Here is a 24,033-nt window from a genome sequence, read left to right on the forward strand (position 1 = left end):
GATGGCGCATCTCATCACCGTCTACTGGCGGGACATCCCGGCCCAGGTGATCGCCGAGGAAGGCCGCGGCCGGCGCCGGAGCCAGGCCAAGGTGGAACTGCCGGTCCGCTTTATTCATGCCATCGACATGGCGGCGATGCGCGATGGCTCCGAGGACGAGGACGCCTACCTCGCCGGCTGGCGCCGCTCCGATCCGGTGGAGTGCGGCGCAGACCTTGAGGCCGAGGCGCAAGGTGCGGCCGAGGCGCTTGAGGCCGAGTATGACGGTGAGCGTCTGAAGGCGCTCATCGCCAATGGTGGCAACGCCGCCGAATAATCCCGTCTCTCAACCGTCGAGCCAGTGCGGCGAATGGGCCAGCAGATCGTGCCGGATCGGCGGGTGATCCGGCGCCATCGGGTCGAGGCGCAGGCGGGTGAGGCGGAGGAAGCTGAACTTCCAGACGCCGCCGGTACGGACATATTCCTCCTCGTAGTGGCCGTAGCCGCAATAGCCGCGCCCGCCCGGAAACTCCTTCAGATGAACGCCCGGACCGAGTTCGACGAGGTCCATCATCGCCCAGATGCCACGTGCCCGGTCCGGGCCGAGGAAGGCGATTTCCGGTGAATGCACGTGATGGATCGACACCGCGTCCTTCATCCGCGTCGAGATGCCTTTGACGAAGACCGTCTCGTCGGACCCGGTCGGGGCGGAGCCGAAGCCCTCGAACATGGTTCCCTTGGCGAAGAGGCCGGCGAGGCGGTCCCACTGCTTGGTATCGATGTAGCGGCAATATTGCGCCTTCAGACGCTTGATCGCCTCGGTGTCGGCATAGCGGGCGAGATCGATGTCATTCATATCGGTGTCCTTCCCGTATCACGGGACCAGCCGTGCGGCGCGATATTGGTCGAACAGATCGAAGAACATCTGCTCCGACTTCAGCACTTGGTGGAAACCGGCAAGACGGGCCTTGGTCGTGTCCGAGACGATGTCCCAGGTCGGCGCGAAGACATAGTCGGCATAGGGCCAGAGCGCGATGTCGCGATAGGGCGTCGGGGCAAGTCCGTGCTTCTCGACGATGCGGTCCCAGACCGGCTCGTGTTCCGCCATGGTCTCGGCCAGCGAGATGCCGAGCGGCGGGCCGGCCTCCATGCCGAAATAGGCGGCGAAGTGCTGCCACATGTAGCGCCAGCGGAAGATGTCGCCGTTGGTGATGTTGAAGGCCTGGTTGGCGGCTTCAGGCGCACCGGCCATCCAGACGATGGCGCGGGCGAGATGATCGGAATGGGCGCATTCCGCAAGGCAGTCGAAGGCGGTCTCCGTCCCGGGGAAGCTGAACGGGCGGCCGAGCTCCTTCATGATCGCGGCATAGGCGGCGAGCACCGAGACGAGGTTGCGTGCCTTGCCGGGGGTGAAGCCGAAGACCAGCGGCGGCCGCACCGCGCTCCAGCTCCAGGGCACGTCGAGAGCGGAGATCCAGTCCTGCTGGTCGAAATAGAAGTTCGGCACCGGCGCCCGCGGATCGTCCTCCTCGGCCGGCGTCTTGTAGGCGCCGAGATGGTTTCCGTAATACTTGGTGCCGTGCACGAGGTTGACGTGCTTCAGGCCGGGCGCGGCGGCGGAGATCGCCTCCACCGCGTTGACCAGCATGGCGAGATTGTCCTCGACCGACTCGTTCCCGCCCTCGCCGTGGGGTGCGCGGCCGGCGTAGAAGACGTGGGTGATGTGGGAGAGCTCTGCCGCCTTGGCGCGGCAGTCCGCCGGATCGAGCATGTCCATCGAAACGTGGTGTATCGGGAGATCCGTCCGGAGCGGTCTGCGGCTGACGCCGGTCACCGTGTGGCCCTCCGCGATGAGCTGGCGGCAGATTGCGCCGCCGACCATCCCGCTCGCCCCGAGCACCAGGGCGTTCATCCTTGTCATCTGTTTTCCTCCCCTTTTTCTCCAACTGCACACCGGGGAGGAGCTGTGCGGCAAGGGGATTTCCGTTTTCGGGAGGGGCTCTGCTGCGACTCAGCCGGTCCGCTCACCGGCGCGCACCGGTTCCGGCAGGCGGTTTTCCGGTGGGGCCAAGGGGCAGACCCAGTCCGGTGAATGGTAGCAGGAGGGATGGTAGGCGAAGTTGAAATCGAGGATCAGCCGTCCGTCCTCTGTCTGCCCGAGATCGGCGCCCTTGATGCTGTCGAGCATGTAGCGTCCGCCGCCATAGGTCTCGCGGCCGCTGGTGGCGTCGGTGAAAGGCAGGAAGGTGCCGCCGCCATAGCCTTCGATCCAGTAGACCGTCAGCTCGCCGCCGAGTTTGGAGGCAAGGCCTCGCGTGCGGGCGAAGGGCCGGAGCGCGATATGCCCGTCGGCGCCGATCTCTCCGGCCAGAATCTCTGTGCTCTCCGGCTCGTCCAGCGCGACTTCGAAGCGCATTCCCGGGTCGTAGTCGAACAGGGGGATGGAGCCGAAGTCACCGCGACGGTCCTTTTCGATGGGCGATTGATCGTGGCCGCAAAAGAGAGCGTCGCGGGTGTCGCGCCAGAGCTGCCAGGCTGCCTCCGGGTCCTCGGTGCGCCGGATGTCGGTATAGAGATCGGACACCCGGCGGCGCCAGTCGGCAAGCGAAACGGTCTTCATGTCGATCCCCTGATAATCATACTGCCTGACATAGAACGTGCGCCGGACGGTAGCACGTCACGGGCACGTGAGGCCTGGCTTGACCGCGGGCGGGTGCACGCCGAAGCTCTTCCTCCATCACCCGTTACTGAAGGAAAAGCCCATGACCTGGATTGCGACCGTGCCCTATGCCGAGGCGACAGGGCGCCTGAAGACGCTCTATGACCGGGTCAAGGGGCCGGACGACAATGTCGACAACATCATGATGGCCCACAGCCTGCGCCCTCATTCCATGGAAGGGCACATGCATCTCTACAAGTACGTGCTGCACCACACCGGCAACAAGGTGCCGAAATGGATGCTGGAAGCGCTGGGCGTCTATGTCAGCCTGATCAACCGGTGCGCTTACTGCGTCGAGCATCATTTCCAGGGCCTCCGCCGCCTGCTCGGCGACGATGCGCGGGCGAACGCGATCCGCGCCGCGCTCGAGGCGGGCAAGCCGGAACAGGCATTCGATGGCGCGGAACTGGAAATGTGCCGCTATGCGGAGAAGCTGACGAAGGATCCCGCTGCGCTCGCCGAGGCGGATATCGAGGCGATGCGGGCGGCAGGGCTCGATGACGGGCGCATTCTCGAGGTGAACCAGGTTGTCAGTTACTTCTGTTACGCGAACAGAACGGTCCTTGGGCTTGGGGTGAACACGGACGGGGATATTCTCGGACTGTCGCCGAACGAGTCCGACGATCCTGACAACTGGTCGCATAGCTGAGTGACGATCTCTGTCCCCGATGTTTTGATGTCAGAGCTGGGTGGGGCCGACGCCATCGTGAGTCTCGCGGAAATCATGTTGAATTAAGTCCATTTAGTTCTCACGGTGTGATGTCGGGTGCTAAATGCGTGCAACGCCGGATAAATCAGGCAAGACAAGAAGATCGACAGGCTCGGATGCATTTCACAGGCCAATAACGATCCAGAAATCGCAGGATGTTTTTTTGAGGATTGTGTCTCCCGATGATCGGTAGGATTTTGCGCCTTTTCCGAGGCGAACATAAGGGCCGGGATGATCAATCGGCTGCGCTGGATGCTTTGAACGATGTCTTGAAGCATGAAAATAAAGTCATTTGGATCGATTCATACGGGAAAGAAAAGTCGATCCTGAATATCGGCGACTATCGCGCGTTGTACGGCCGCGATCAGAGAGTTCTCGAGCAGGATCCACTGGATTGGATGCAGGCGATCCACAAGGACGACGTCCCGAGTGTCCGCGAGGCCCTGAAGGGCCAGCCATTCGGCGATTTCGACGTTCTGTACCGGGTCGTCAAGGAAGACGGGTCGACCCGATGGATACACGATCGTTCACTGGTCGTCCGAGATGATCGGAACGAGCCGCTCTATCTTGCCGGATTGGCGGAGGACGTCACCGACAAAGTGGCGCTCGACGAGCAGCTCGCCGCCGATATGAAACTGAGGACGATTGGCACAATCGCCGGAGGCGTCGCGCACGACTTCAACAATATCCTGGCGGTCGTTATCGGAAATCTCGAACTCGCTCTTTCGAAACAGCCGGATCCGGAGATCGCCAAGCATTTGAATATCGCGCTCGGTGCGGCGGAACGGGGGGCCACGACGACACACAGGTTGCTGGCCTATGCCAGACAGCAGCCGCTGGCCCCGGAAGCCGTTTCTGTCTCTGACCTGATCGATTCCCTGAAGCCGATTGTCGCCCAGTTCGTTTCCGATCATGCGGAGATAAGCTACCACATTGTGCCGAATGTCTCCGAGTGTTTCGCAGACCGTGGGGAACTGGAAACGGTTCTGATCAATCTGATCATCAACGCCCGGGATGCGGTCGATGGGTACGGCCGGATATTTCTGGAAGCCAATACTGTTGAGCTCGATCAGGCATACGTCGATCTGAACTTCGAGGTGGAAGCCGGGAGTTATGTGCGGTTCTCGATCTCGGATAACGGTATCGGGATGTCGAAAGAAGTCCTGGAGCGTGTTTTCGAGCCATTCTTCACGAACAAGTCCAAATCGGGGGGATCCGGCCTTGGACTTTCCATGGCCTACGGCTTCGCCAAACAGTCGAGGGGAAATCTGAAAATCTATTCGGAGCCGGGCAAGGGAACGACGGTCAATCTCTACCTTCCGGTCGCTGAAAAAGCCGGTGCTTCCTCGCAACCCGAGCCCGAAAGGGTGGCTGACGCCGGGCTTCCCGGCGCGAAATGCATCGTTGTCGACGATGATCCCGATGTGGGCGAGGTGATCGTCTCCTTCCTCGAGAAGCTGGGCTGTACAGCAATTCTGTTCACTGATCCTCACGACCTGATCGCGAAATTCGAGATCTGTCGCGACGTTTCTTTGCTCGTTACCGACGTGGTACTGCAATCCGACATAAACGGCCCGGAATTGGGGGCATTGATGCAGAAGCAGTTTCCGGACATACGCATCATCTACTTGTCAGGTTACACCGAGAACGCCATCATTCACCACGGTCGCCTGGACGAAGGCATACGCCACTTGCAGAAACCGTTCTCGTTCCATGAGTTCGCCGCAGCTTGCGAAGCCGCGCTGAGCTCATGAAGCGATTAAGGGTCTTTGGCAGTAGACGATTGTTTCGGTGGACGCGGTGTTTCTGAACAGGCCAGACTATCCTGACAACTGGTCGTACAGCTGACACGAGCATGTCGGGAAAGATCGAGATCAGCGAGAGCGGGCCGGACGATGAGCCGGCGATCGAGGCGCTCTACCCGGCGGCCTTTCCGGAGGAGGATCTGCTGCCGGTGGTGCGCGCGCTGCTGCGCGAGACATCGGGCGTCCTTTCGCTGCTCGCACTCGAGCGGCCGTCGGTGGCCGGGCATGCCGTCTTCACGGTCTGCGGTCTTGCCGGACAGACGGAGAGCGTCGCGTTGCTCGGACCGCTTGCGGTCCGGCCGGCCCTGCAGCGGCGGGGGATCGGCGGCGCGCTCGTGCGCGCCGGGCTGGAGCGGATGAAGGCCGCGAGGATCCAGAAGGTCCTGGTGCTCGGAGATCCCGCCTACTACGGGCGTTTCGGATTTGCGCCGGAGACCGGGATAACGCCGCCCTACCAAATTCCCGAGGATTGGCGGCCGGCCTGGCGGTCCCTCGACCTCGGTACCGCCGCCATTTCTCTCTCCGGGACGCTTATGGTCCCGGCTCCCTGGCGCGTACCCGCCTATTGGGGTGCCTGACGCGGAACGCCGCTTCCCCTTGCCGCAGAACCGGGACCCGCCCGCCGCCGTCAGTTTCCGAACAGCTTCTTCAGTCCTTCGCCGACCGTGCCGTCGAGTTTCTTGCCGGCATCCTCAAGCGCTTTCTTGGTGCTTTCGCTGTCGGTCGGGATCGCGCCGCCGGTGAGCTTGCCGAGATTGTCCTTCAGGCCCTCCAGCGTCTTGCCGACGCCAAGCGTGCCGGCGGTCTGGCTCGCTGCCGCCGTGAGGGCCGCCATGACCTTCTCCGCGATCTGCTCAGGCGTCGCGCCGCCCTCGTCCTTGCCGATGTCGCGGAGCGTGATGTCCGGCAGGCTGCCCTCGATCTGCTGGTCCCCGAGAATACCGGTGGAGGCCGCGACGCGCACTGTCCCGCCGCGGATGTTCAGGACCTCGATCACGAGCTTCTGCTGAGCCGCCTCGCTCTCGCCTGCTTCCGCCTTGCCGCCGGAGCCGTCGCCTGTGCTCTTCTTCACGTTGGCGGAGATCGCATCAATATTGTTGCCGCCGGGAGCGAGCTCGTAGGTCACTTTCGGCCGGTCGACGGAGATTTCCCTGATGACGATCACCGGCTGGGTGACGCTCGCCGTGTCGATCGCGACGCTGATGCCGCCGAGTTCGACCGCGCTGTCGCTCTTGAAGCCGGACGGGTTGCCGACCGTCAGCCCGCTGATCGCGCCGCGGCCGTCGAACGGCTTGATCTCGACGCCGGTGACGGTCACCGGCACGCCCGCGACTTCCGAGCCCTGGCTCTCGATCACGTCCTTCACGATGCCGTCGAGGTTGGACAGCACGAAGAAGAAGATCCCGGCGACGACCACCAGAAGGACCGCGAGGCCGCCGACGACAATGCCCAGAAGACGTTTCATCTCATTCACTCCGTCTCTGGCGCGGGGTATCCCGGCCGCGCGCCCGTTCACTACCGTTCCCGCTTGAAATGTAAGCTCTTTTTGGCCGTGCGGTCCAGTGACACTCAGGTTGCTGGACCACTTCCGCCGGGACCCAGCGCTAGTCCGGAATGCCCAGAAGCGCGGCCAGCGTCGTGCCCGCCGCCCTGTCCCGCGCAAGCGCCGCCGCAGCCCGCTCGACCACGATCGGGGGCAGGGCGACTTCCTTCTCCCAGCCCGGCATCGCGCGCCGCGCCTCGAACCAGTCATGTACCCGCGGATGCAGCTCTTTCAGCGGATATCCTCCGGCCGCGAGCCGGTAGGCATAGACGAACCAGGCGATGTCGACGACGGTAAGCGTCTCGCCGATGAGGAAGGGGTGACCCGCCAGCCGCGCCTCGAACCGGTCGAAGGCGGCGCGGAACTTTTCCGCCGAGGCCCGGCAGGTCGCCGCGTCGAGTCCGGTCTCCGCGAGGCGTTCGTAAAAGGCGATCTCCGCCGCCTTCTTCGCGTCCGTGGGGCTTCCCGCGCGATAGGCCCGCATCAGCTCCGGCGTCTTGGTCGTGCCGCTCCGGCCATGCACGAAGCGGAAGCTGAGACGGCGAAGGTCGTGATGCAGCGCGTCCTCCTCGGCGAGCAGCGTGATGATCTCCGCCCGTTTGTCTGCCGGGAAGAGGCAGGGCTCCGGAAAGCGCTCCTCCAGAAGGGCGAGGATGTCGTTGCTCTCGACATGCACCGCGCCGTCCAGCACCAGCACCGGGACCATCCCGCGCGGATTGATGGCGAGGAAGTCCGGCCCGTAATTCTCGTGGGCGGAGAGATCGACGACATGCCCGATCCAGGATGCTCCGTTCATCCCGAGCGCGATCCTGAGTTTCTGCGAGCAGGAGGAGGTGGCGAAATGGAAGAGATGCAGGCCGGAGGTGGGAAGGTCCGCGGCGGCGGATTGGATGAGCATGGTCAGAGCCGCTGGTTGATCTCGATGAGGTTGCAGGACGGATCGTAGACATAGACCTGGTGATAGCCGTCCATCGCGTAGGTGCCGGCGTCCGAATAGACTACGCCGGTGGCGTCGAGGCGCCGCATCACGGCCTGGATGTCCGGAACCCGGAAGGCGGGATGGCCGCCGATCGAGGGATTGTGGGCGAAGCCGTTGCGCTTGCCGAAGCCGGCGTCGGGCCGGATCACGTGAAGGCCCCGGTTCTCGGCGCCGAGATCCAGCACCGCGAGCTCGTTCGGATCGATACTGAAATCGCCCCGCGCCGCGGGAGCCCGCCAGTGCCCCTCGACCATGCCGGCGGTTTCCACGAAGAAGCGGACCGACGCCCGGACGTCGTGGGCCTGCAGGTTGACGTGATGCAGGATCCAGCCCTCCGCATCCGTCATGTCCGCCAGCGGCTGCCGCTCCGTGAACCCGATCAGGTTCACTGCCGGGTCGTGGCAGAACAGCACCGCGCCGAGGCCGGGGAAGGGGGCCTCAAGCGTCGAGGCGGCAACCCCGGCTTTCTCCAGCCGCGCGGCGACCGCGCCGAGGTCCGGCACCGCGAGCATTGCGGACTTGACCATGAACGGATTGTGCGGCGACCGGTGGCGGAGGCCGAAATCCGGATCGTGACGGAAGAGCGTGAGACCCTGCGTCCCGTTGGAGAAGCTGTGGCGTGCGTCCGCCCGGGTCAACCCGACGATATCGCCGTAGAACGCGGCGGCCTCGTCCGGGTCATGCACCGCGAGCCCGATATGGGCGATCTCCCAGCCTGGACCGCGTCCCGCTCCGGTCATCCGGTCTTCCTCCGCCTTGTTCCGTTTTTTCCGGGCCTCCTTGCGGGGCCGGTTCGGGAGAGAGGATAGAAGCGGCGAAGCGGGCCCGCCAGAGAGAGTTTCTCGCGCGATGATGTTCCTCTCCCTGATTTTGCGCGATAGGCGCCGCCTGTTTCTGCTGGAATATCGCAATCGCTTTCCATCCCGGCCGGCCCCTCGCGCCCGGCCACGACCACCGCACAGACAAGGCCGCCGACATGACCAAGCATCTCTCGGAAGACACCATCGCCGAATTCCGGACCAAGGGCGCCACGGTGCTGCGCGGCGTCTTCAGGGACTGGATCGAGACCCTCGCCGAGGGCATCGCCTACAACATGGAGCATCCGGCGCCGAACGTGCGGAACTACCAGTCGGAGGACGGCGGGCGCTTCTTCGTCGATTACTGCAACTGGGCCCGGGTGAAGCAATACAAGGACTTCATCTTCAACTCGCCGGCAGCCGAGATCGGCGCCGAGCTGATGGGCAGCAAGTCGGTCCGGCTCTTCCACGAGCATGTGCTGGTGAAGACGCCGAAGACCGGCATCCCGACGCCCTGGCACCAGGACCTGCCCTATTACTGCCTCGACGCGACCCAGACGGTCAGCATCTGGATCCCGCTCGACGAGATCCCGCGCGACCGCACGCTGGAATTCATCGCCGGCTCGCATCTCTGGGGGAAATACTACCGCCCGCAGCGCTTCGACGGCACGGCGCTGAACGAGAATGACGGCCTCGAGACCCTGCCGGACATCGACGGTCACCGCGATGAGTACGATATCATTGCCTGGGAACTCTCGCCCGGCGACGCGCTCGCCTTCGATTACCGCACCGTGCACGGCGCGCCGGCGAACATGAGCGCGACCGCCCAGCGCCGCGCCTTCTCGCTCCGCCTCGTCGGCGAGGACGCGACCTTCGCCCGGCGCGAGGGGATCGTGACGTCTCCGCCGTTTCCGGAAGTGACGCTGAAGCATGGTGAGCCGCTCAGCGGACCGGAATTCCCGGTGCTGCTCTAATACACACCCCAATCCGTCATCCCGGCCGAAGAGCCGGGACCTTCCTCCACCAAATAGATTCGTCATCCCGGACCCCGATCCGGGACCTTTCGACGGATATGGCCCGATGTTCAACAAGGTCCCGGCTCTCCGGCCGGGATGACGAGCTGTGTTGGGCGCTTCACTCGTGCAGCGCGAACATCATCTGGTAGAGCCCGGCCTCGACCTTTGCCGCCCCGCGCGCCTTGAGACCCTCGACGATCCCGGCCTCCGTCAGCGCCGCCTCGACGAAGCTCCGGTCGGTGCCCTCGATCACCGCGGTGAAGGGGGCCTCGCCGTCCCGTCCCGCGCGGATCGACTGTTCGCCGGTCTTCGCGAGCGAGCGGCCGAGATCGGCCTCCCAGTGCTGCACGCGGGTGATGCCTTCGCGATTGCGGAGATCGTGCAGCGCCACACCGGCGAGCCAGCGGGCGATCTCCTCGGCGTCGCCCGTGCCCGGCGCGTAGCGCACGGTCGCGACCACGGCGCCCAGCACCTCGCCGCTGGAGAAGCGGACCCGGCTGGTCGCGCGGACGAAATTGCGGAACTCCCGCATCATCCGCGAGGTCCAGTCCGACGGATTATCAAGTGCGTGGCGGTAGACCGGATCGTCGAAGCAGGCCAGCCGCTCGACATCGTAGGCCGCGAGGTACCTGTGCCTGCCGCGCCCGAGCTTGCGGTAGCGCCGCCCGTTCCGCCAGCCCGGCATGGCGACCCGCTCCGGGATGTGCTCGCGATGATACCACTCGCTGAACTCGGCGTCGCAGTCGGGCGTCGCGTCGCCCCAGACGGCCATCACGGCGTCGGTCATTTCTGGTTCCTCACACCCTGAAGATCGTCGAGCCCGTGGTCTCCCGTGCCTCGAGCGCGCGGTGGGCCTCGGCGGCGTCCTTCAGGTCGTAGCTCTGGTTGATCTCGATCTTCACGCCCTCGCGGATCTTTTGGAAGAGCGCCTCCGCGATATCGAGGGTGAGCGCCCGCGTCGCGGTGTGCGGGGCGAGGCCCGGGCGGGTGAAGTAGAGCGCCTTGGGGGCGAGCAGTTTCGGGTCGACCGCCGGCGCGGGGCCGGAGGCGGCACCGAAATGCACCAGCGTGCCAAAGCGGGCGAGCGAACCGAGCGAGCCCTCGAAGACCGCGGCGCCGACGCCGTCATAGACCACGGGCACGCCTTCGCCGCCGGTGATCTCCATCACCCGGGCCTGGAAATCCTCGCGCGTATAGACGATCGGATGGTCGCAGCCATGCGCCCGCGCGATCTCCGCCTTCTCGTCCGAGCCGACGGTGCCGATGACCGTGGCGCCGAGCTTCTTCAGCCACTGGCAGGCGATGGTCCCGACGCCGCCCGCCGCCGCATGCAGCAGCACGGTCTGCCCCGCCTGCACCGGAAAGGTGCGGCGCACGAGGTAGGAGACCGTCAGCCCCTTCAGCATGGAGCCGGCGGCCTGCTCGTCGCTGATATCGTCCGGCAGCGGGATCAGCCTTTCGGCCGGGTAGATCCGTTCGGAGGCATAGGCGCCGGGCGTGCCCATGACATAGCCGACCCGGTCGCCGACCTTCACCACCTCGACCCCGTCGCCGACCGCCTCGACCACGCCCGCCGCCTCCATGCCGATGCAGGTCGGCAGGTCGAACTTGTAGACCCCTGTGCGCTGGTAGACGTCGATATAGTTCAGCCCGACGCAGGTCTGCCTGAGCCGCACCTCGCCCGGCCCCGGCGCGCCGACCGAGACCTCCTCGTAGCGCATCACCTCGGGACCGCCCTGCTCGTGGATCATGATTGCGTGCGCCATGGCGGTGGATCTCCCTCAAGTTTGGTTTTGTTTGTTGGGGTGCGGATGAGTGCGTCCCGCTTGGGCCGCCATTTCCGCCCGGCCAGCTCTTTGGGTCAATGCTCGCTTCCATGTGGCGGGAATGCTTTCGTCATCCCAACACCGTCACCCCGGCGAAGGCCGGGGCCCAGGGGATCGTGGAGCGGGCTCGCCCCTGGGTAGCGGCCTCCGCCGGTATGACGAGGTTATGGGAACTAAGGTTTCGCGATTGAGCCTCGTGTCCCCTTAATTCTCTACGATGTTCGACAAGGTTTCGGCTCTCCCCAACGTCGTCATCCCGGACCCCGATCCGGGACCTTATGCAGGACGGGGCCCGATGTTCGACGAGGTCGCGGCTTTCCCCAACGTCGTCATCCCGGACCCCGATCCGGGACCTTATGCAGGACGGAGCGCTACGTTCGACAAGGTCCCGGCTCTTCGGCCGGGATGACGGTCAAAGGGGGCGAAGAAATGGACTCGCGTCCCCGCCCCTCAGCTCAGCGTCGCCAGCAGCCCCGCCATCAGCTTGCCCCGCTCGGCGAGGCTCTCCACTTCGATATGCTCGTCCAGCGTATGCAGGCCGGCGCCGCGGACGCCGAGGCTATCGAGGGTCGGGATGCCCATCGCGCCGGTGAAATTGCCGTCCGAGCCGCCGCCCGCCATATGGGCATCGATTTCGAAACCGAGATCCGCGGCGAGGCTTTTTGCATGTTCGAACAAAGCCTTGTCGGCCGCGCTCGGCTCCCAGACCGGCCGCGTGACGCCGCGCGTGATCTGGAAGCCGACATCGCCCTCGGGATTGTTCAGCGCCAGCATCTGCGCGACGCCCGCATCCAGATCCGCCTGCCGTTTCGCCATGGAGAGCGCCTCGGCCGAGCAGCCGGAGGGCACGCAATTGACGTGGCGCTGGTCCGACACCACGCAGCCGACCGAGAAGGTGCAGCTGTCGGTGCTCATCTCCTCAATCTCGAGGATGCGCCGGGCCATTTCCCGGACCGCAGAGCGTCCGAGGCGCGGGTCGACGCCCGCATGGATCGGGGTGCCGATGGTCCGGAGGTTGAAGCGCGCGATGGCATAGCGGCCCCAGACGACGCCGCCGTCGGGACGGGCCGGCTCGGGGACGAGCACGTATTTCTGGCGCCGCGCCGTCGCCTCGATCAGCTCCCGGGTCGCGGGCGTGCCGATCTCCTCGTCCGGGGTGAACAGCACGGTGACGGGCAGCTTGGTTGCGATATTCGCCGCGGCCAGCTGGCGGATCGCCTCGAGCGCGAGAAAGTTGCCGCCCTTCATGTCCTGGATGCCGGGCCCCCAGCATTTCCCGCCCTCGCGCCGGAAGGGCAGGCGGGCGAGCGTGCCGACGGGATGCACCGTGTCCATGTGCCCCGCGATCAGGATGCCCGGCTCGCCCGCCTTGCCATGCGGGAAGCTGGCGCGCACCGAGCCGCCGAGGCCCATGCGTCCCGGTATCCGCTCGATCGTCGCGCCCATGGCGGCGAGGTCGTAGCTCGCAAGGTCGATCATCCGGTCGACCGCGGCGGCGTCATGGGTCGGGCTCTCGCATTCGATCCACGGGCGGAGGCCGGCGCACATGGCATCGGAATCGAAGGGCAGGGCGTTGAAGTCCATGGGGGTGCTCCGCGGTTCGGGAAAGGAGGGGGCAGCTCGAGGCTCTAGTTCGGAAGGGCGCCCAATGATGCGTGGCGCATTCTCGGTCAATCAAGTCTCATGTTCCCGCGATCACCGCCGTCATCCCGGACGTGATCCGGGATCCACTGCCGCCGCTGCTGTCTTGCTGAAGTCGGCACCGGAGATTTTCGGTCAGAGCACGGCCAGGGATAAGTCCTGCGTCGCCGTTTCTCGGAGAGTGCGCTTGCAGAATTTCGTGTCTAGACTGCGGACGCGTTATCCATGGAGATTGGGGTATCTATGGCCAATACGAGCTACGCGAAGGCGCAGTTGGTGGGCGGTGAAAACATCATGGCGGCGGCGAGAATTCACTGGATTGTTTTCTTGAGACCGTTGCCTTACCTCGCCTTCGGGAGTCTGTTGGCTTGGGCCTCGATCAGCATGAAAGCCACTCCTGACAACGTCGCCCCCGGGGCCTTAATCAGTATCGCGGCAAGTATCCTCATCCTGGTCGCCCTATACGTCGGCTTGTCTTCCTTCATTGCCTGGGCCTGTACGGAGCTTGTCTTGACCAACCGGCGCGTGATCGCGAAATTCGGATTCATTCGACGCAAGGCGGTCGAGATGGATATGCGGCGGGTCGAGGGCATCAATCTCGACCAAAGCATCCTCGGACGTATCCTCGACTATGGATCCATCGAGGTCCGCGGCACCGGAGGCGGTATCTCGCCGATCCCGGGCATTGCCTCGCCGGGCAGCTTTAAGCGAGTTCTGGATCAAAGAGTTTCCGAGGTTGTCGACGGGGCGGTGATGTCCACGGGTGACTGAGGAGATGCGCGACCAACGACCTATATACGGGGGGCACGTCACTAAATTCGAGGATCGGAATTCATCGTCTTGGGGCGAATCTGAAATTAAGTCGTGTGTCCCCGTAATTCCTGTTGTGTGTCCCCGTAATTCCTGTTCTGTCCCCGTAATTCCCAGCGGCGATTTGTTGCTAGTTACGCGGTTGTCTGAGTACGCTCTCTCCTGCAATGAGAGTGGAGGGGTTTAAGTGATAAAGCGTGTTCATATTTTCTCGGTACTGATCGTTTGTGTTGCATTCGCAAATTTAGAAATCGGTAAGGCAGACGCTGCTCAATGCCCGCAAGGCAAGCCGGTTTCCGGAAAATACTTCATTACCGGTACCGACGTGAATTTTAGGACAGCACCATCAGCAGCGGCTGAGCCCGTTGTGAACGAGAAAGCAACACGGATTCTCGGAACGAAAACGCTTCGGAAGCTGTCGAGGGAATATGCCTTGACCGGAATCTGTGAAACCGATGGATGGCTCTACGCGCATATCACAGAAGCCGACGGGCGACCGGTCAATTGGGAGAAGGGCTGGGTCAGCAAGAAGTTCGTTTCTACGTTGCAGTCGGCCGATAGGGCGTCCGGCCTAATCTGGGATGTCGATAACGCGTCTTTCCTGAACGCCAAGGACAAAGCGATCATGAAAAAAGGCGCGCTTAAGGTCCTTAAAGAAGACGAGAATTGCGCTTCGATCATGATTGGCGACAAGAGCACCAGCAGGCCGGGGCAGTACTATGTCACCTGTAATTCGAAGAGTGGCGGATCAGTCTACAATGTTTGGTTCCGGCCAAATTAACGACATAAGGCATGCAATAAAATACTCGTGGAGATTTAAGGGTATGCGATTGTTTTATCTATCTATTTTTGCTTCGTCGATCTTTGGGTGGTCATGCGGAAGCGTAGCGGATGTTCCTGTTTCAATAGCAAGCTGGTACGGCGAAGTGTCGTCCACGAACGAGGCGGTAATTTATCATGGGGGTGGATGCAGAAAGAGTTCACCCAAGGGACAGTGCTGTCATATGGATCGGAAAACCGGGAAGGTTCATTGTCATTAGAGTTAGAATGAAATTTCGCGCTTTTCAATTGAAGTATATTTTAGGCGCATCAGAAAAAATTTATTCTCAACACTACAGTATATGAATTTTTATGGTGTTGTTGGGGGATAAATGAGAATTATGTTCAAGAACATTATAAATAGGTATTTGGTGGTTCTGATCTTTATTCTGATGTCAGGTTATGTGTCCAAAGCCGATACAGTCTCCGATCTTCGCGAGTTGCTCGCGCCCTATGGTTCGTTCGACTTTCGCGAGAGCGGCCGGAACGACATTGCCTACGCCATCTTTCAGGACCAGAAGCAGATTACAAAACAGATGTACCTTGCCGCGTTACCCTTTGCCTGTCTGGCAATTAGGGAAGATCCATCCTTCCCCAAGCAGTTCGCAATCTTGAATAGGTTTGGTCAGCAAGGTTACGTTTTTGAGGATACAGGTCTGTGTGCGGAAGTGACGCGAACCCGCGTGAACGAGCTTGAGTTGCTCATTCTGGGGAATTCCCACCTTCAATAAGAGTAGCATATATAACCCTCAGTTAAGGGCAATTAGCAGGCACGTTACCCAATTCGAGGGTCACAATTGGTCGTTCTGGATCGGGTCCGGAAATAGGTCGCGCGCTCCCTTATTTCCGATTTGGCTATGATGCGGGAATAGGGTTGGTTCTCATATTGTCGGCAACTTGTAATGATCAATGAGTAAATGATTTATAGCTAAAACGAGCGTTTCCTTGATTTTCTGGGCCACAAAATGCAGTAGCAGGTCTGTTCGTTGGCGAAGCGCTAAAGGGGATGAAAAAGCATGGCTAGATGTACTGCTCCGGTAAGGGGCCACAGCTCATCGGCTGCCGCAGCCAACTGTCCTGCATGCAGGAATCGCTATGGTCGCTTAAGCGGTTACGGCGGATATAGCGGCGGGTATAGCAGCCATGGATCGTACTCGTCCTCTTCATACTCCTCATCGGGAAGCAGCAGCAGTTCCGGACATCGTACCGCAAAGCCGCGTTGGTCGGGAGCAGGCTCGACGGTGCGGTACACACCAGAACAAGTGCAGGCGCTCACGCCGATTCGAGAAAACGTTGAGAACCTAGCTGCCTCCGAACCAGATCTCCGAGATGTGTTTCTCTGTCACGCTTGGGATGACAGGCAAGGCTCCGCCAAAGAGCTCCATGATTTGCTCGAAGCGCGGGGTGTTCGCGTTTGGTTCAGTGAGAAGGATCTTGGACTCGGAGTGCCAATGATGCGGGCGATTGACAAGGGCTTGGTGAATTCACGCGTCGGTATCGTATTGGTGACCCCGGCGATGTTGCGACGTCTCCCGGCAGAAGGCATCGCTGACAAAGAGCTTTCGGCGCTTCTCCGACGCGAGCGGCTTGTCCCAGTTGTTCACGGCACGACCTATGAAGAGCTTGAGCGAGTGAGTCTCCTGTTAGCCTCCCGAGCTGGACTGAGCACTGCCGAAGAGTCGATGGCGGATGTCGCGGCTAAGATCGCCGAACTGGTCGCGACTTAGCGTTTGGGGCTCGGAAATCAAGGGGAACGAAATCAAGACGACGCTTCACTCAATTCACCGACTGGAATCGCTCATCCCGGACCTGATCCGGGATCCACCGCGCCGCCGTCCTCTCGCTACGAAAAGCTGGGTCCCGGCTCTCCGGCCGGGATGACGAATGTGCGGGGGAGGGGCGCCGGGCGCGGAGCTACCCCCGCCGCCTTCTCCGCCGTCCGCCGCCTTCGCCGTCCCCGCCCGTAAGGCTCCGCGGCTCCGGCAGTTTCACCGCCGCGCGCAGCCTCGCATACGGGTCCGTCTTGTGCGGCAGCGCCATGGCGCCGACGAAATGTTCCTGGAAGCGCGGCTCGACCGCCGTTTCCACCTTCTCGATGGTGCGCACCACCCATTCGATCTCGCGCCGCGCCTGGCCGTTCAGCAGGGCGATGCGGGCGCCGGTGCCGGCGGCGTTGCCGACCGAGGTGACGTTGGCCAGCTCGCAGTCCGGGATCATGCCGAGGGCCATGGCGTATTTCGGGTCGATATGGCTGCCGAAGGCGCCGGCCAGCACTACGCGGTCGACCGCGTCGACGCCGCGGCGGTCCATCAGCAGGCGGGCGCCGGCATAGAGCGCGGCCTTGGCGAGCTGGATCGAGCGCACGTCGGTCTGGGTCACCGAGACGGTCTCGGAAATGCGGTAGGAGAAGGTGCGGCCGTCGGGATAGATCCGCTCGGACCTCTCCGCCAGCGCCCCGTCGATCATGCCGTCGGTGGTGATCATGCCGGCGAGGAACATCTCGCCGATCGCCTCGATGATGCCGGAGCCGCAGATCCCGGTGATGCCGCCGATCTCCTCCAGCGCCTCCTCGAAACCCTCCTCGTCGGACCAGCGGTCGGTGCCGATGATCTGGAAGCTGGGCTCGAGGCTCGCCGGGTCGATGCGTACGCGCTCGATGGCGCCCGGCGCGGCGCGCTGGCCGCTCGAGATCTGCGCGCCCTCGAAGGCGGGACCGGTCGGGCTTGAGCAGGCGAGCAGATGGTCCCGGTTGCCGAGCACGATCTCGGCATTGGTGCCGACATCGACGATCAGGGTGATCTCGTCGTTCTTGTAGGGCGTCTCGGAAAGCACCACGGCGGCGGTGTCGGCGCCGACATGGCCGGCGATGCAGGGCAGGGCGTAGACCCGCGCGCCCGGATGGAGATAGAGGTCGAGTTCGGAGGCGCTGAGCTCGACGGCGGTGTCGACGGTGAGCGCGAAGGGCGCGCCGCCGAGCTCCGTCGGGTCGATGCCGAGCATCAGGTGATGCATCACCGGGTTGCCGACGAAGACCAGCTCGACGATCTCGTCCGAACCGGCGGCGATCTCGGCCGTGGTCTGGGTCGCGAGGAAGTTCACCGCCTCGCGCACGACGCGGGTCATCTCCTCCTCGCCGCCGGGATTCATCATTACGTAGGAGACCCGGCTCATCAGGTCCTCGCCGAAGCGGATCTGCGGGTTCATGGTGCCGGCCGAGGAGAGCACCTTGCCGGTCGCGAGGTCGCAGAGATGGCCGGACATGGTGGTCGAGCCGATATCGACGGCGAGGCCGTAGATCCTGTCGCGGAAGCCCGGCCAGACGCCGGTGACCCGGTTGCCCTCGCGGAGCGCGACCGTGACCTTCCATTTCCCCTCGCGCAGCGCCTTCTGCAGCGTGGTGAGCACGGCGTGGTCGCAGGAGATGTCGTCGGCGATGCCCCAGTTCGGCCATTGCTCGCGCAGGCATTCGCAGAGCCGGCGGAAGTCGCTCGACTGGTCGTGCAGGTCCGGCTCGCGCACCTCGATGTAATGCAGGTGGGTGACCGGGCGGATCTCGATGTCCCGGACCTCGGCGCGCTTGCGCACCACCTGGCGATGCACCTGGCTTTCCGGCGGGATGTCGATGACGCAGTTGGAGAGCACCTTCGCGTTGCAGCCGAGCCGGCGCTTCGGCTTCAGCCCGCGCTTCTCGGCATAGCGCTCCTCGGACCTGGTGACCGGGCTGATGGCATCCGGCCGCGAGGTGATCTGGAACTTCGCGAACTCGCCTTCGGAAAGCTGGATCTGGCAGCGCCCGCACATGGAGCGGCCGCCGCAGACGGAATCGAGATCGACCCCGAGCGCGCGCGCCGCGTCGAGCACGGTTGTGCCGGGCGGCACGAAGCCGCGCCGCCCGGACGGCGTGAAGACCACGTAAACGTCGTCAGGAATGTCTGACGGACCGGAACTCGATACTGGGTCGGATTCTGACATGGACGCTCTTCTGTTGTGTCAGGCCCGGCGCCGCCGGCGTTCGCGGTTGCCGCGCGCGCCGACCGCCTCGCCTTCGGCCGGGGCCTCGCGGAAACGCCGGATCCAGCGGCGGCATTCGGGGTCGCGGCCCATCATCACGTCGGCGCCCATCACCGCGCCCATTTCCTCGGCATGCAGCGGGTTCATGATCGCGGAGGTCATGCCGGCATGGATCGCCATCGAGAGGAAGGCGGCGTTCATGCCGTGCCGGTTCGGCAGGCCGAAGGAGATGTTGGAGGCGCCGCAGGTGGTGTTCACCTTGAGCTCGTTGCGCAGCCGTCCGATCAGGTCGAAGGCGGAGCGGCCTGCGAGGTTGATCGCGCCGACCGGCATGACCAGCGGGTCGACCACGATATCCTCGCGCGGGATGCCGTAATCGGCGGCGCGCTCGACGATCTTCCTGGCGACCTCGTAGCGCACGTTCGGGTCTTCCGAGATCCCGGTCTCGTCATTGGAGATCGCGACCACGGCGGCGCCGTATTTCTTCACCAGCGGCAGCACGGTCTCGAGCCGCTCCTCCTCGCCGGTGACGGAATTGACCAACGCCTTGCCCTGGTAGACCGCGAGCCCGGCCTCGAGCGCGGCGACAATCGAGCTGTCGATCGAGAGCGGCACGTCGGTCAGCGACTGCACCAGCTTGATCGACTCGGCGAGGATCGCCGGTTCGTCCGCCAGCGGGATGCCCGCATTGACGTCCAGCATGGTGGCGCCGGCCGCGACCTGTGCGAGCGCGTCGGCCTCGACGCGGCTGTAGTCGCCCGCCGCCATCTCGGCCGCGAGCAGCTTGCGGCCGGTCGGGTTGATGCGTTCGCCGATGACGCAGAACGGGCGTTCGAAACCGATCACGATTTCCTTGCTCGCCGAGCTGATGACGGTGTCGGTCATTCCGATCTGTCTCCCTGGAAGAGGCCGAGGATTTTGCTTAGGAGGCCGCCGCCGCGCGTCCGGCCAAAGGGGCGGCGTCGAAGCCTCCCTTGCCGTTGAGCGCGAAAGCACCGGCCTCAACCTGGTTGATCCATTCGACGGTCTTGGCAAGCCCGCCGAACGGATAGAAATGCAGGTGCTTGATGAGGCAGTCCGGATCGGCCTCTATGCCGTCGGCGAGCCCGACCAGCAGCCGGTCCGGCGCCTGCACGGTCAGCAGCCGGGCGATGTTCCGCGTCTGCCGCGTCAGCACCCGCATGGAGGGGCCGATGCCGGAGACCTGGGCGAATTTCAGCAGGGTCTTGAGGGTCGCGAGGCCGGGCACGCCGATATGGATCGGCAGCTCGTTGCCCGCCGCCCGGATCGCCTTCTCCCATTTCAGGATGGCGCTCGCGTCGAAGCAGAACTGGGTCTCGATATAGGTCTCGATGCCGGTTTGCTTCGCCCAAGCGTTCTTGGCCGCGAGCGCGGTTGCAAGGCCGCTCTCGGAAATGTCGGGCGAGCCTTCCGGGTGGCCGGCGACGCCGACCTTGGCGATGCCGGCGGCCTCGAGCCGGCCGCTCTTCAGCACGTCCATGGTCTCGGAGAAGCTGCCGGCGGGCCTGTCGACGCCGCCGCCGATCACCAGGACTTCCGAAACCGCGGCCTCGCTGACGAGGCCGTCGAGATAGCGGGCGAGTTCGTCCGCGCCGGAAAGGCTGCGGGCGGCGATATGCGGCACCGGTACCATGCCCTCGGCGCGCAGGCGCTTCGCGACGGCGATGGTGTCGGAGAGGGCGGAGCCGGGGAGTTGGGTCACGTTGACAATCGTGCCGGCGGGAAGCAGCGCGGCGAAGTCGTCGACCTTGGCGGCCGAACCGGGCGTGGTCTCGACAGAGAAGCCCCGGATCAGGGCCTGGATATCCGACATGCCAGCGGCCATCGCGCTCTCCTTGCATCGCCGTCGCGCATGATCGCGCGGTAATCCGGATGTAAGGCGAGTGAAGTCACCCTGATGGCTGCCGCGCGTCACAACTTCTCTCAATTGCGACACGTGGCGAAAATCCGTCATTTTCCGGCTTCGTCTCCGGCAAAGTGCCCCGCGCTTCACGGCCGCATTGCCAGCGGCGTCCTCAGAGGGGATCATCTGCCGGATGGACACAATTCTATGTCGGACATCTCCTCGATGAGCGTTTTCCCGGTCAAACTGCTGCTGCGGGCGAAGACGGACAGCGGCCTGCCGCTCGGCGCGGCCGCCGTGCTGGGTCTCGTCGCCGCTAATACGCCCTTGGCCGAGATGTATGACGCGTTCCTCACCCTGCCGGTGATCATCACCGTCGGGACGGCCGAGATCGGCCACGATCTCCGCTTCTGGATCAATGACGGCCTGATGACCGTCTTCTTCTTCCTGATCGGGCTTGAGGTGAAGCGGGCCTATGCGCACGGCACTGCAGCGCACCGGGAGCAGGCGGCGTTGCCGGTGTTCGCGGCGCTCGGCGGCGTGCTCGTGCCGGCGCTGATCTTTCTCGCCGTCAATACCGCGGCGCTCAATGGCGAGGCACCGATGGTGCTGCGCGGCTGGGCCGTGCCGACGGCGACCGACATCGCTTTCGCGCTTGCTGTGCTAGCGCTTTTTCGCGGCCGGGCGGCGGCATCGCTGAAGCTGTTCCTGATGGCGCTGGCGATCGCCGACGATCTGATCGCGGTGCTTATCGTTGCCGTCTTCTATACCGGAACCATGGCGCCGGCGCCGTTCGTGGCGATCATGATCGGCATCGCAGTGCTGGCGGCGCTGCACCGTTTCCGGATCTCGGCATCGGTGCCCTATCTCCTGACGGGTGTGGGACTCTGGGTGGCGTTGCTGGCCGCCGGCGTGCATCCGACCGTGGCCGGCGTGATGACGGCGCTCGCCATCCCATCTGACCCGCACCCGCACCGGCGCCGGGCCCTGCTAACCCGGATGTACGAGGCGGTGCACGACCATGTCAGTTTCTTCGTGCTGCCGCTCTTCGCCTTTGCCAATGCGGGGCTGCCGCTCGCCGCCTTCGCTGACGCCGCGCAGTGGAACAGCGTCGCGCTCGGGGTCTTTCTCGGTCTCGTGGTCGGCAAGCCGCTCGGGGTCGTCGTTGCTTCCATGCTGGCGCTCTGGAGCGGCCTTGCGAAGCTGCCGGAGCATGTGACGAGGACCCAGCTCTTCGCCTGCTCGCTGCTGGCCGGGATCGGCTTCACCATGAGCCTTTTCATCGGCGGTCTCGCCTTCGGCACGGGCATGCACGAAACCGCATCGCGCGGCGGCGTGTTCGCCGGCTCGCTGGTCTCGGCGCTGCTCGGCTATCTGGCTCTGAAACGGGTTCTGGCGGAGCCGGAAGGCACGGCGGGCCGCGCCTGAGGTCTGTCGTCCGGTGTGCGGTCAGTCCTGGGCCAGGAACTGTCCTTCGCCGCGGGCGACGGCGATGCGCTGCTGCAGCGCGGGCAGGGAGGCGGCGAAGCGCTTCAGATCCTGCCCCTCGAGCTTCTCGCCGGCAGGCAGCTTCACGCTCATCGGATTGCGCTGCTTGCCGTTTTCCAGCACTTCGTAATGCAGGTGCGGGCCGGTCGAGCGGCCGGTGGTGCCGACATAACCGATCGTGTCGCCCTGCTTCACCCGGTCGCCCTGCTTCAGGCCGCGCTTGAAGCCGGACATGTGTGCATAGGCCGTCTTGTAGCTGCTGTTGTGGCGGATGCGGATATACTTGCCGTAGGCGCCGTTGCGCCCGATGAAATCCACCACGCCGTCGCCGGCGGCCATGATCGGCGTGCCGGTCGGCGCTGCGAAATCGGTGCCGCGGTGCATCTTGGTATATCCGAGGATGGGGTGCTTGCGCTTGCCGAAGCCGGAAGAGAGACGGGCGCCGTTGATCGGCGTGCGCATCAGCGTCTTGCGGACCGACTGGCCCTGCGGATTGAAATAGTCGGTGATCCCGCTCTTCGGGGTGTATTGGTAATAGGCGAGTTCCTTGCCGGAAAGCGTCATCGCCGCATAGCGGATCTCGCCGACGCGCACCACGGCGCCCTCTTCGGTCGCATGCTCGTCATACAGCACCTCGAACTTGTCGCCCGGCTGGATATCGCGCTGGAAGTCGACGTCGAAGCTGAAGATCCGGATCATGTCATGCAGCACGGCGGCGGGAATATCGGCGTCCATCGCCGCCTCATAGAGGCTGCTCTTGATCGTGCCGGCACCGAAGCCGTCGGCGCGCTTCAGCGCCTTTTCCTTGACCTCCGCCTGGTAGTCCCCGTCGTCGGTCAGGCGGACCTGGATGCTGCGCACCGGATCGGCCTTGAAGGAGAGCGAGACCAGGTTCGGGCCCGCCGTCTCGGCTGCGCTATCGGCGAGCGAGAGTTCGAAGAGTTGGCCGATCTGCATGCGCCGGGGATCGTAGACCTCGCTCAGCGCGGAAATCGCCGCATGCGCGTCGCGGCGGTCGATATCGTTGCGGGTCAGCAGCTTCATCAGGGTGTCACCGCGCTCGACCTTGACCGCCTTGGTCTGCACCGAGGCAGGGGCGCCGTCCGGCGCCGTGATGCTGAAGGCATTGGCCTCGCTGATCAGCGCGGGAACCGCACTCGACGCATCTGCCGTTGTCGGATCGGAATCAGGGCCGATGGTCCCGAGGAGCGCGGACACGGCAATGCCGGCGAGAAGAACGGAGCCGAGAACGCCGGCGGTAACTGCCGAACGTGAGCGAACCCGGTGATTCATGAAAGCGACCCCAAAAAAACGCATCATTTCGGCCGATTTTGTTGTGACCCGCTTGCGAAGTCAAGATTTAGTGCAATTGAATCAGCGTGGTGGACCGTCAACTTAAAGCTTGGATTTAATCTGCAGAGGGGTTTTTCGCGTCGCCGGGCAATGTCGCTCGCGGCGCGCGGCAGTTCATATAGCTTGGCCGCGCCAGGAACGGAACTGAAATCGGCGGTCACAAGCGGTCTGGCCCTGAGCAGAAGTGGTCCGACCGGTGGTCCTGTGCCAGGGTGGTGGAGGGACGAACCCGCTGCTCTCCCTTATTCGGTATCGCCGGTCGGCGGAAAATCGCCGCTGTCAAAAAAAGTGCAAATATGTTGTTGACGGTTTTGGAGGGAGGGTCGTATAAGGCGCCTCCCGTTGCGGGGCGGCGTGTTGAGCGGCGCGGCGGCGGGGTCTCGGAAGGGACTGTTTCGGCAGGATTTCCGGGGTGTTCGGACGGAGGTCCGGGCGGCTCTTTGACATAGTAGATATAGGAAAGGGATGCGCAGGCGGCGGCCTTATGTGGTTTGCCGGTTTTCGATCAGATGATCGACCTGAGCATCCTGAGCTAAAGTTAACACAGAAGCTCTTGTGCTAGGGACGGTCTTACGTTGATGCGTCTGTTCGTGTTTATGCGGATGGATAGCTTGATCAACCTGAGAGTTTGATCCTGGCTCAGAACGAACGCTGGCGGCATGCCTAACACATGC

Annotated in this window: 24 protein-coding genes; 10 read left to right on the forward strand and 14 right to left on the reverse strand. The window is 63.7% G+C overall.

Annotation, left to right across the window (positions count from 1 at the left end):
- The first annotated feature begins 1 nt into the window (after position 1).
- Positions 2–316 (forward strand): virulence factor, encoded by a 315-nt coding sequence (locus JJ959_RS18305; protein ID WP_292886932.1) that lies wholly within the window; start codon positions 2–4, stop codon positions 314–316.
- A 9-nt stretch (positions 317–325) separates the two neighbouring features.
- Here the strand turns inward: JJ959_RS18305 and JJ959_RS18310 are convergent, their stop codons facing one another.
- The 3 genes from JJ959_RS18310 to JJ959_RS18320 all read right to left on the reverse strand — a co-directional run bounded on the left by JJ959_RS18310 (position 326) and on the right by JJ959_RS18320 (position 2,599).
- Positions 326–835, reverse strand: coding sequence for a nuclear transport factor 2 family protein (locus JJ959_RS18310; RefSeq protein ID WP_292886935.1), 510 nt, complete (start codon positions 833–835; stop codon positions 326–328).
- Positions 836–853: 18 nt separating this feature from the next.
- Positions 854–1,900 (reverse strand): SDR family oxidoreductase, encoded by a 1,047-nt coding sequence (locus tag JJ959_RS18315; RefSeq protein ID WP_292886938.1) that lies wholly within the window; start codon positions 1,898–1,900, stop codon positions 854–856.
- A gap of 90 nt (positions 1,901–1,990) precedes the next feature.
- Complete coding sequence (locus JJ959_RS18320; RefSeq protein ID WP_292886941.1) at positions 1,991–2,599, reverse strand: DUF1684 domain-containing protein; 609 nt, start codon at positions 2,597–2,599, stop codon at positions 1,991–1,993.
- A gap of 142 nt (positions 2,600–2,741) precedes the next feature.
- Here JJ959_RS18320 and JJ959_RS18325 point away from each other — a divergent pair, with 142 nt between their 5' ends.
- The 3 genes from JJ959_RS18325 (at position 2,742) to JJ959_RS18335 (ending at position 5,790) form a co-directional block, all read left to right on the forward strand.
- Positions 2,742–3,347: a peroxidase-related enzyme gene (locus tag JJ959_RS18325; protein WP_292886944.1), complete on the forward strand. Its 606-nt coding sequence runs from the start codon at positions 2,742–2,744 to the stop codon at positions 3,345–3,347.
- A 242-nt stretch (positions 3,348–3,589) separates the two neighbouring features.
- A complete protein-coding gene (locus JJ959_RS18330; protein ID WP_292886947.1) occupies positions 3,590–5,161 on the forward strand; it encodes an ATP-binding protein in 1,572 nt (523 codons plus the stop codon).
- A 101-nt stretch (positions 5,162–5,262) separates the two neighbouring features.
- Complete coding sequence (locus JJ959_RS18335) at positions 5,263–5,790, forward strand: N-acetyltransferase (protein ID WP_292886950.1); 528 nt, start codon at positions 5,263–5,265, stop codon at positions 5,788–5,790.
- A gap of 50 nt (positions 5,791–5,840) precedes the next feature.
- Here the strand turns inward: JJ959_RS18335 and JJ959_RS18340 are convergent, their stop codons facing one another.
- The 3 genes from JJ959_RS18340 to JJ959_RS18350 form a co-directional block, all read right to left on the reverse strand.
- Positions 5,841–6,677 (reverse strand): hypothetical protein, encoded by an 837-nt coding sequence (locus tag JJ959_RS18340; protein WP_292886953.1) that lies wholly within the window; start codon positions 6,675–6,677, stop codon positions 5,841–5,843.
- 139 nt (positions 6,678–6,816) lie between these two features.
- Positions 6,817–7,653: a glutathione S-transferase family protein gene (locus JJ959_RS18345; RefSeq protein WP_292886955.1), complete on the reverse strand. Its 837-nt coding sequence runs from the start codon at positions 7,651–7,653 to the stop codon at positions 6,817–6,819.
- A 2-nt stretch (positions 7,654–7,655) separates the two neighbouring features.
- Positions 7,656–8,474, reverse strand: coding sequence for a VOC family protein (locus JJ959_RS18350; protein ID WP_292886958.1), 819 nt, complete (start codon positions 8,472–8,474; stop codon positions 7,656–7,658).
- Positions 8,475–8,710: 236 nt separating this feature from the next.
- Between JJ959_RS18350 and JJ959_RS18355 the strand changes: the two genes are divergently transcribed.
- On the forward strand, positions 8,711–9,505 hold the full coding sequence (locus JJ959_RS18355; RefSeq protein ID WP_292886961.1) for a phytanoyl-CoA dioxygenase family protein: 795 nt from the start codon (positions 8,711–8,713) through the stop codon (positions 9,503–9,505).
- A gap of 160 nt (positions 9,506–9,665) precedes the next feature.
- On the opposite strand, the gene JJ959_RS18360 is transcribed toward JJ959_RS18355, so the two are convergent.
- The 3 genes from JJ959_RS18360 to JJ959_RS18370 form a co-directional block, all read right to left on the reverse strand.
- The gene (locus tag JJ959_RS18360; protein ID WP_292886964.1) at positions 9,666–10,334 is read right to left on the reverse strand and encodes a DUF4286 family protein; all 669 of its coding nucleotides are present in this window, start codon (positions 10,332–10,334) and stop codon (positions 9,666–9,668) included.
- Positions 10,335–10,344: 10 nt separating this feature from the next.
- Positions 10,345–11,313, reverse strand: coding sequence for a quinone oxidoreductase (locus JJ959_RS18365; RefSeq protein WP_292886967.1), 969 nt, complete (start codon positions 11,311–11,313; stop codon positions 10,345–10,347).
- Positions 11,314–11,823: 510 nt separating this feature from the next.
- Positions 11,824–12,957, reverse strand: a complete 1,134-nt coding sequence (locus JJ959_RS18370) for a M20/M25/M40 family metallo-hydrolase (RefSeq protein WP_292886969.1) — start codon at positions 12,955–12,957, stop codon at positions 11,824–11,826.
- 300 nt (positions 12,958–13,257) lie between these two features.
- Here JJ959_RS18370 and JJ959_RS18375 point away from each other — a divergent pair, with 300 nt between their 5' ends.
- The 4 genes from JJ959_RS18375 (at position 13,258) to JJ959_RS18390 (ending at position 16,370) form a co-directional block, all read left to right on the forward strand.
- Positions 13,258–13,785 (forward strand): PH domain-containing protein, encoded by a 528-nt coding sequence (locus JJ959_RS18375; protein WP_292886972.1) that lies wholly within the window; start codon positions 13,258–13,260, stop codon positions 13,783–13,785.
- 226 nt (positions 13,786–14,011) lie between these two features.
- On the forward strand, positions 14,012–14,605 hold the full coding sequence (locus tag JJ959_RS18380) for a hypothetical protein (RefSeq protein ID WP_292886975.1): 594 nt from the start codon (positions 14,012–14,014) through the stop codon (positions 14,603–14,605).
- A gap of 379 nt (positions 14,606–14,984) precedes the next feature.
- Positions 14,985–15,374, forward strand: coding sequence for a hypothetical protein (locus tag JJ959_RS18385; protein WP_292886978.1), 390 nt, complete (start codon positions 14,985–14,987; stop codon positions 15,372–15,374).
- Between the two features lie 510 nt (positions 15,375–15,884).
- A complete protein-coding gene (locus JJ959_RS18390) occupies positions 15,885–16,370 on the forward strand; it encodes a toll/interleukin-1 receptor domain-containing protein (protein ID WP_292886981.1) in 486 nt (161 codons plus the stop codon).
- A 187-nt stretch (positions 16,371–16,557) separates the two neighbouring features.
- On the opposite strand, the gene JJ959_RS18395 is transcribed toward JJ959_RS18390, so the two are convergent.
- The 3 genes from JJ959_RS18395 to JJ959_RS18405 are packed head-to-tail and all read right to left on the reverse strand — an operon-like array spanning position 16,558 to position 20,500.
- A complete protein-coding gene (locus tag JJ959_RS18395) occupies positions 16,558–18,615 on the reverse strand; it encodes an ASKHA domain-containing protein (RefSeq protein WP_292886984.1) in 2,058 nt (685 codons plus the stop codon).
- Between the two features lie 18 nt (positions 18,616–18,633).
- On the reverse strand, positions 18,634–19,539 hold the full coding sequence (locus JJ959_RS18400; RefSeq protein ID WP_292886987.1) for a methyltetrahydrofolate cobalamin methyltransferase: 906 nt from the start codon (positions 19,537–19,539) through the stop codon (positions 18,634–18,636).
- Positions 19,540–19,576: 37 nt separating this feature from the next.
- Complete coding sequence (locus JJ959_RS18405) at positions 19,577–20,500, reverse strand: methylenetetrahydrofolate reductase (protein ID WP_292886991.1); 924 nt, start codon at positions 20,498–20,500, stop codon at positions 19,577–19,579.
- A 225-nt stretch (positions 20,501–20,725) separates the two neighbouring features.
- Between JJ959_RS18405 and nhaA the strand changes: the two genes are divergently transcribed.
- Complete coding sequence (gene nhaA / locus JJ959_RS18410) at positions 20,726–21,946, forward strand: Na+/H+ antiporter NhaA (protein ID WP_292886994.1); 1,221 nt, start codon at positions 20,726–20,728, stop codon at positions 21,944–21,946.
- Positions 21,947–21,967: 21 nt separating this feature from the next.
- On the opposite strand, the gene JJ959_RS18415 is transcribed toward nhaA, so the two are convergent.
- Together JJ959_RS18415 and JJ959_RS18420 are read right to left on the reverse strand one after the other, a co-directional pair.
- Positions 21,968–23,299: a peptidoglycan DD-metalloendopeptidase family protein gene (locus tag JJ959_RS18415; protein ID WP_292886996.1), complete on the reverse strand. Its 1,332-nt coding sequence runs from the start codon at positions 23,297–23,299 to the stop codon at positions 21,968–21,970.
- Positions 23,300–23,841: 542 nt separating this feature from the next.
- Positions 23,842–24,033 (reverse strand): hypothetical protein (locus JJ959_RS18420; RefSeq protein ID WP_292886998.1); only part of this gene is annotated, 192 nt, incomplete at its 5' end.

The organism is Nisaea sp. (assembly GCF_017640745.1).
Classification (GTDB): Bacteria; Pseudomonadota; Alphaproteobacteria; order Thalassobaculales; family Thalassobaculaceae; genus Nisaea.

Coding starts and splice junctions, on each gene's coding strand:
- JJ959_RS18325 (WP_292886944.1), top strand. CDS start 2,742: ATGACCTGGATTGCGACCGTGCCCTATGCCGAGGCGACAGGGCGCCTG.
- JJ959_RS18400 (WP_292886987.1), bottom strand. CDS start 19,539: ATGACCGACACCGTCATCAGCTCGGCGAGCAAGGAAATCGTGATCGGT.
- JJ959_RS18355 (WP_292886961.1), top strand. CDS start 8,711: ATGACCAAGCATCTCTCGGAAGACACCATCGCCGAATTCCGGACCAAG.
- JJ959_RS18370 (WP_292886969.1), bottom strand. CDS start 12,957: ATGGACTTCAACGCCCTGCCCTTCGATTCCGATGCCATGTGCGCCGGC.
- JJ959_RS18375 (WP_292886972.1), top strand. CDS start 13,258: ATGGCCAATACGAGCTACGCGAAGGCGCAGTTGGTGGGCGGTGAAAAC.
- JJ959_RS18310 (WP_292886935.1), bottom strand. CDS start 835: ATGAATGACATCGATCTCGCCCGCTATGCCGACACCGAGGCGATCAAG.
- JJ959_RS18405 (WP_292886991.1), bottom strand. CDS start 20,500: ATGGCCGCTGGCATGTCGGATATCCAGGCCCTGATCCGGGGCTTCTCT.
- JJ959_RS18385 (WP_292886978.1), top strand. CDS start 14,985: ATGTTCAAGAACATTATAAATAGGTATTTGGTGGTTCTGATCTTTATT.
- JJ959_RS18360 (WP_292886964.1), bottom strand. CDS start 10,334: ATGACCGACGCCGTGATGGCCGTCTGGGGCGACGCGACGCCCGACTGC.
- JJ959_RS18335 (WP_292886950.1), top strand. CDS start 5,263: ATGTCGGGAAAGATCGAGATCAGCGAGAGCGGGCCGGACGATGAGCCG.
- nhaA (WP_292886994.1), top strand. CDS start 20,726: ATGTCGGACATCTCCTCGATGAGCGTTTTCCCGGTCAAACTGCTGCTG.
- JJ959_RS18350 (WP_292886958.1), bottom strand. CDS start 8,474: ATGACCGGAGCGGGACGCGGTCCAGGCTGGGAGATCGCCCATATCGGG.
- JJ959_RS18305 (WP_292886932.1), top strand. CDS start 2: ATGGCGCATCTCATCACCGTCTACTGGCGGGACATCCCGGCCCAGGTG.
- JJ959_RS18415 (WP_292886996.1), bottom strand. CDS start 23,299: ATGAATCACCGGGTTCGCTCACGTTCGGCAGTTACCGCCGGCGTTCTC.
- JJ959_RS18340 (WP_292886953.1), bottom strand. CDS start 6,677: ATGAAACGTCTTCTGGGCATTGTCGTCGGCGGCCTCGCGGTCCTTCTG.
- JJ959_RS18330 (WP_292886947.1), top strand. CDS start 3,590: ATGATCGGTAGGATTTTGCGCCTTTTCCGAGGCGAACATAAGGGCCGG.
- JJ959_RS18315 (WP_292886938.1), bottom strand. CDS start 1,900: ATGACAAGGATGAACGCCCTGGTGCTCGGGGCGAGCGGGATGGTCGGC.
- JJ959_RS18320 (WP_292886941.1), bottom strand. CDS start 2,599: ATGAAGACCGTTTCGCTTGCCGACTGGCGCCGCCGGGTGTCCGATCTC.
- JJ959_RS18365 (WP_292886967.1), bottom strand. CDS start 11,313: ATGGCGCACGCAATCATGATCCACGAGCAGGGCGGTCCCGAGGTGATG.
- JJ959_RS18395 (WP_292886984.1), bottom strand. CDS start 18,615: ATGTCAGAATCCGACCCAGTATCGAGTTCCGGTCCGTCAGACATTCCT.
- JJ959_RS18345 (WP_292886955.1), bottom strand. CDS start 7,653: ATGCTCATCCAATCCGCCGCCGCGGACCTTCCCACCTCCGGCCTGCAT.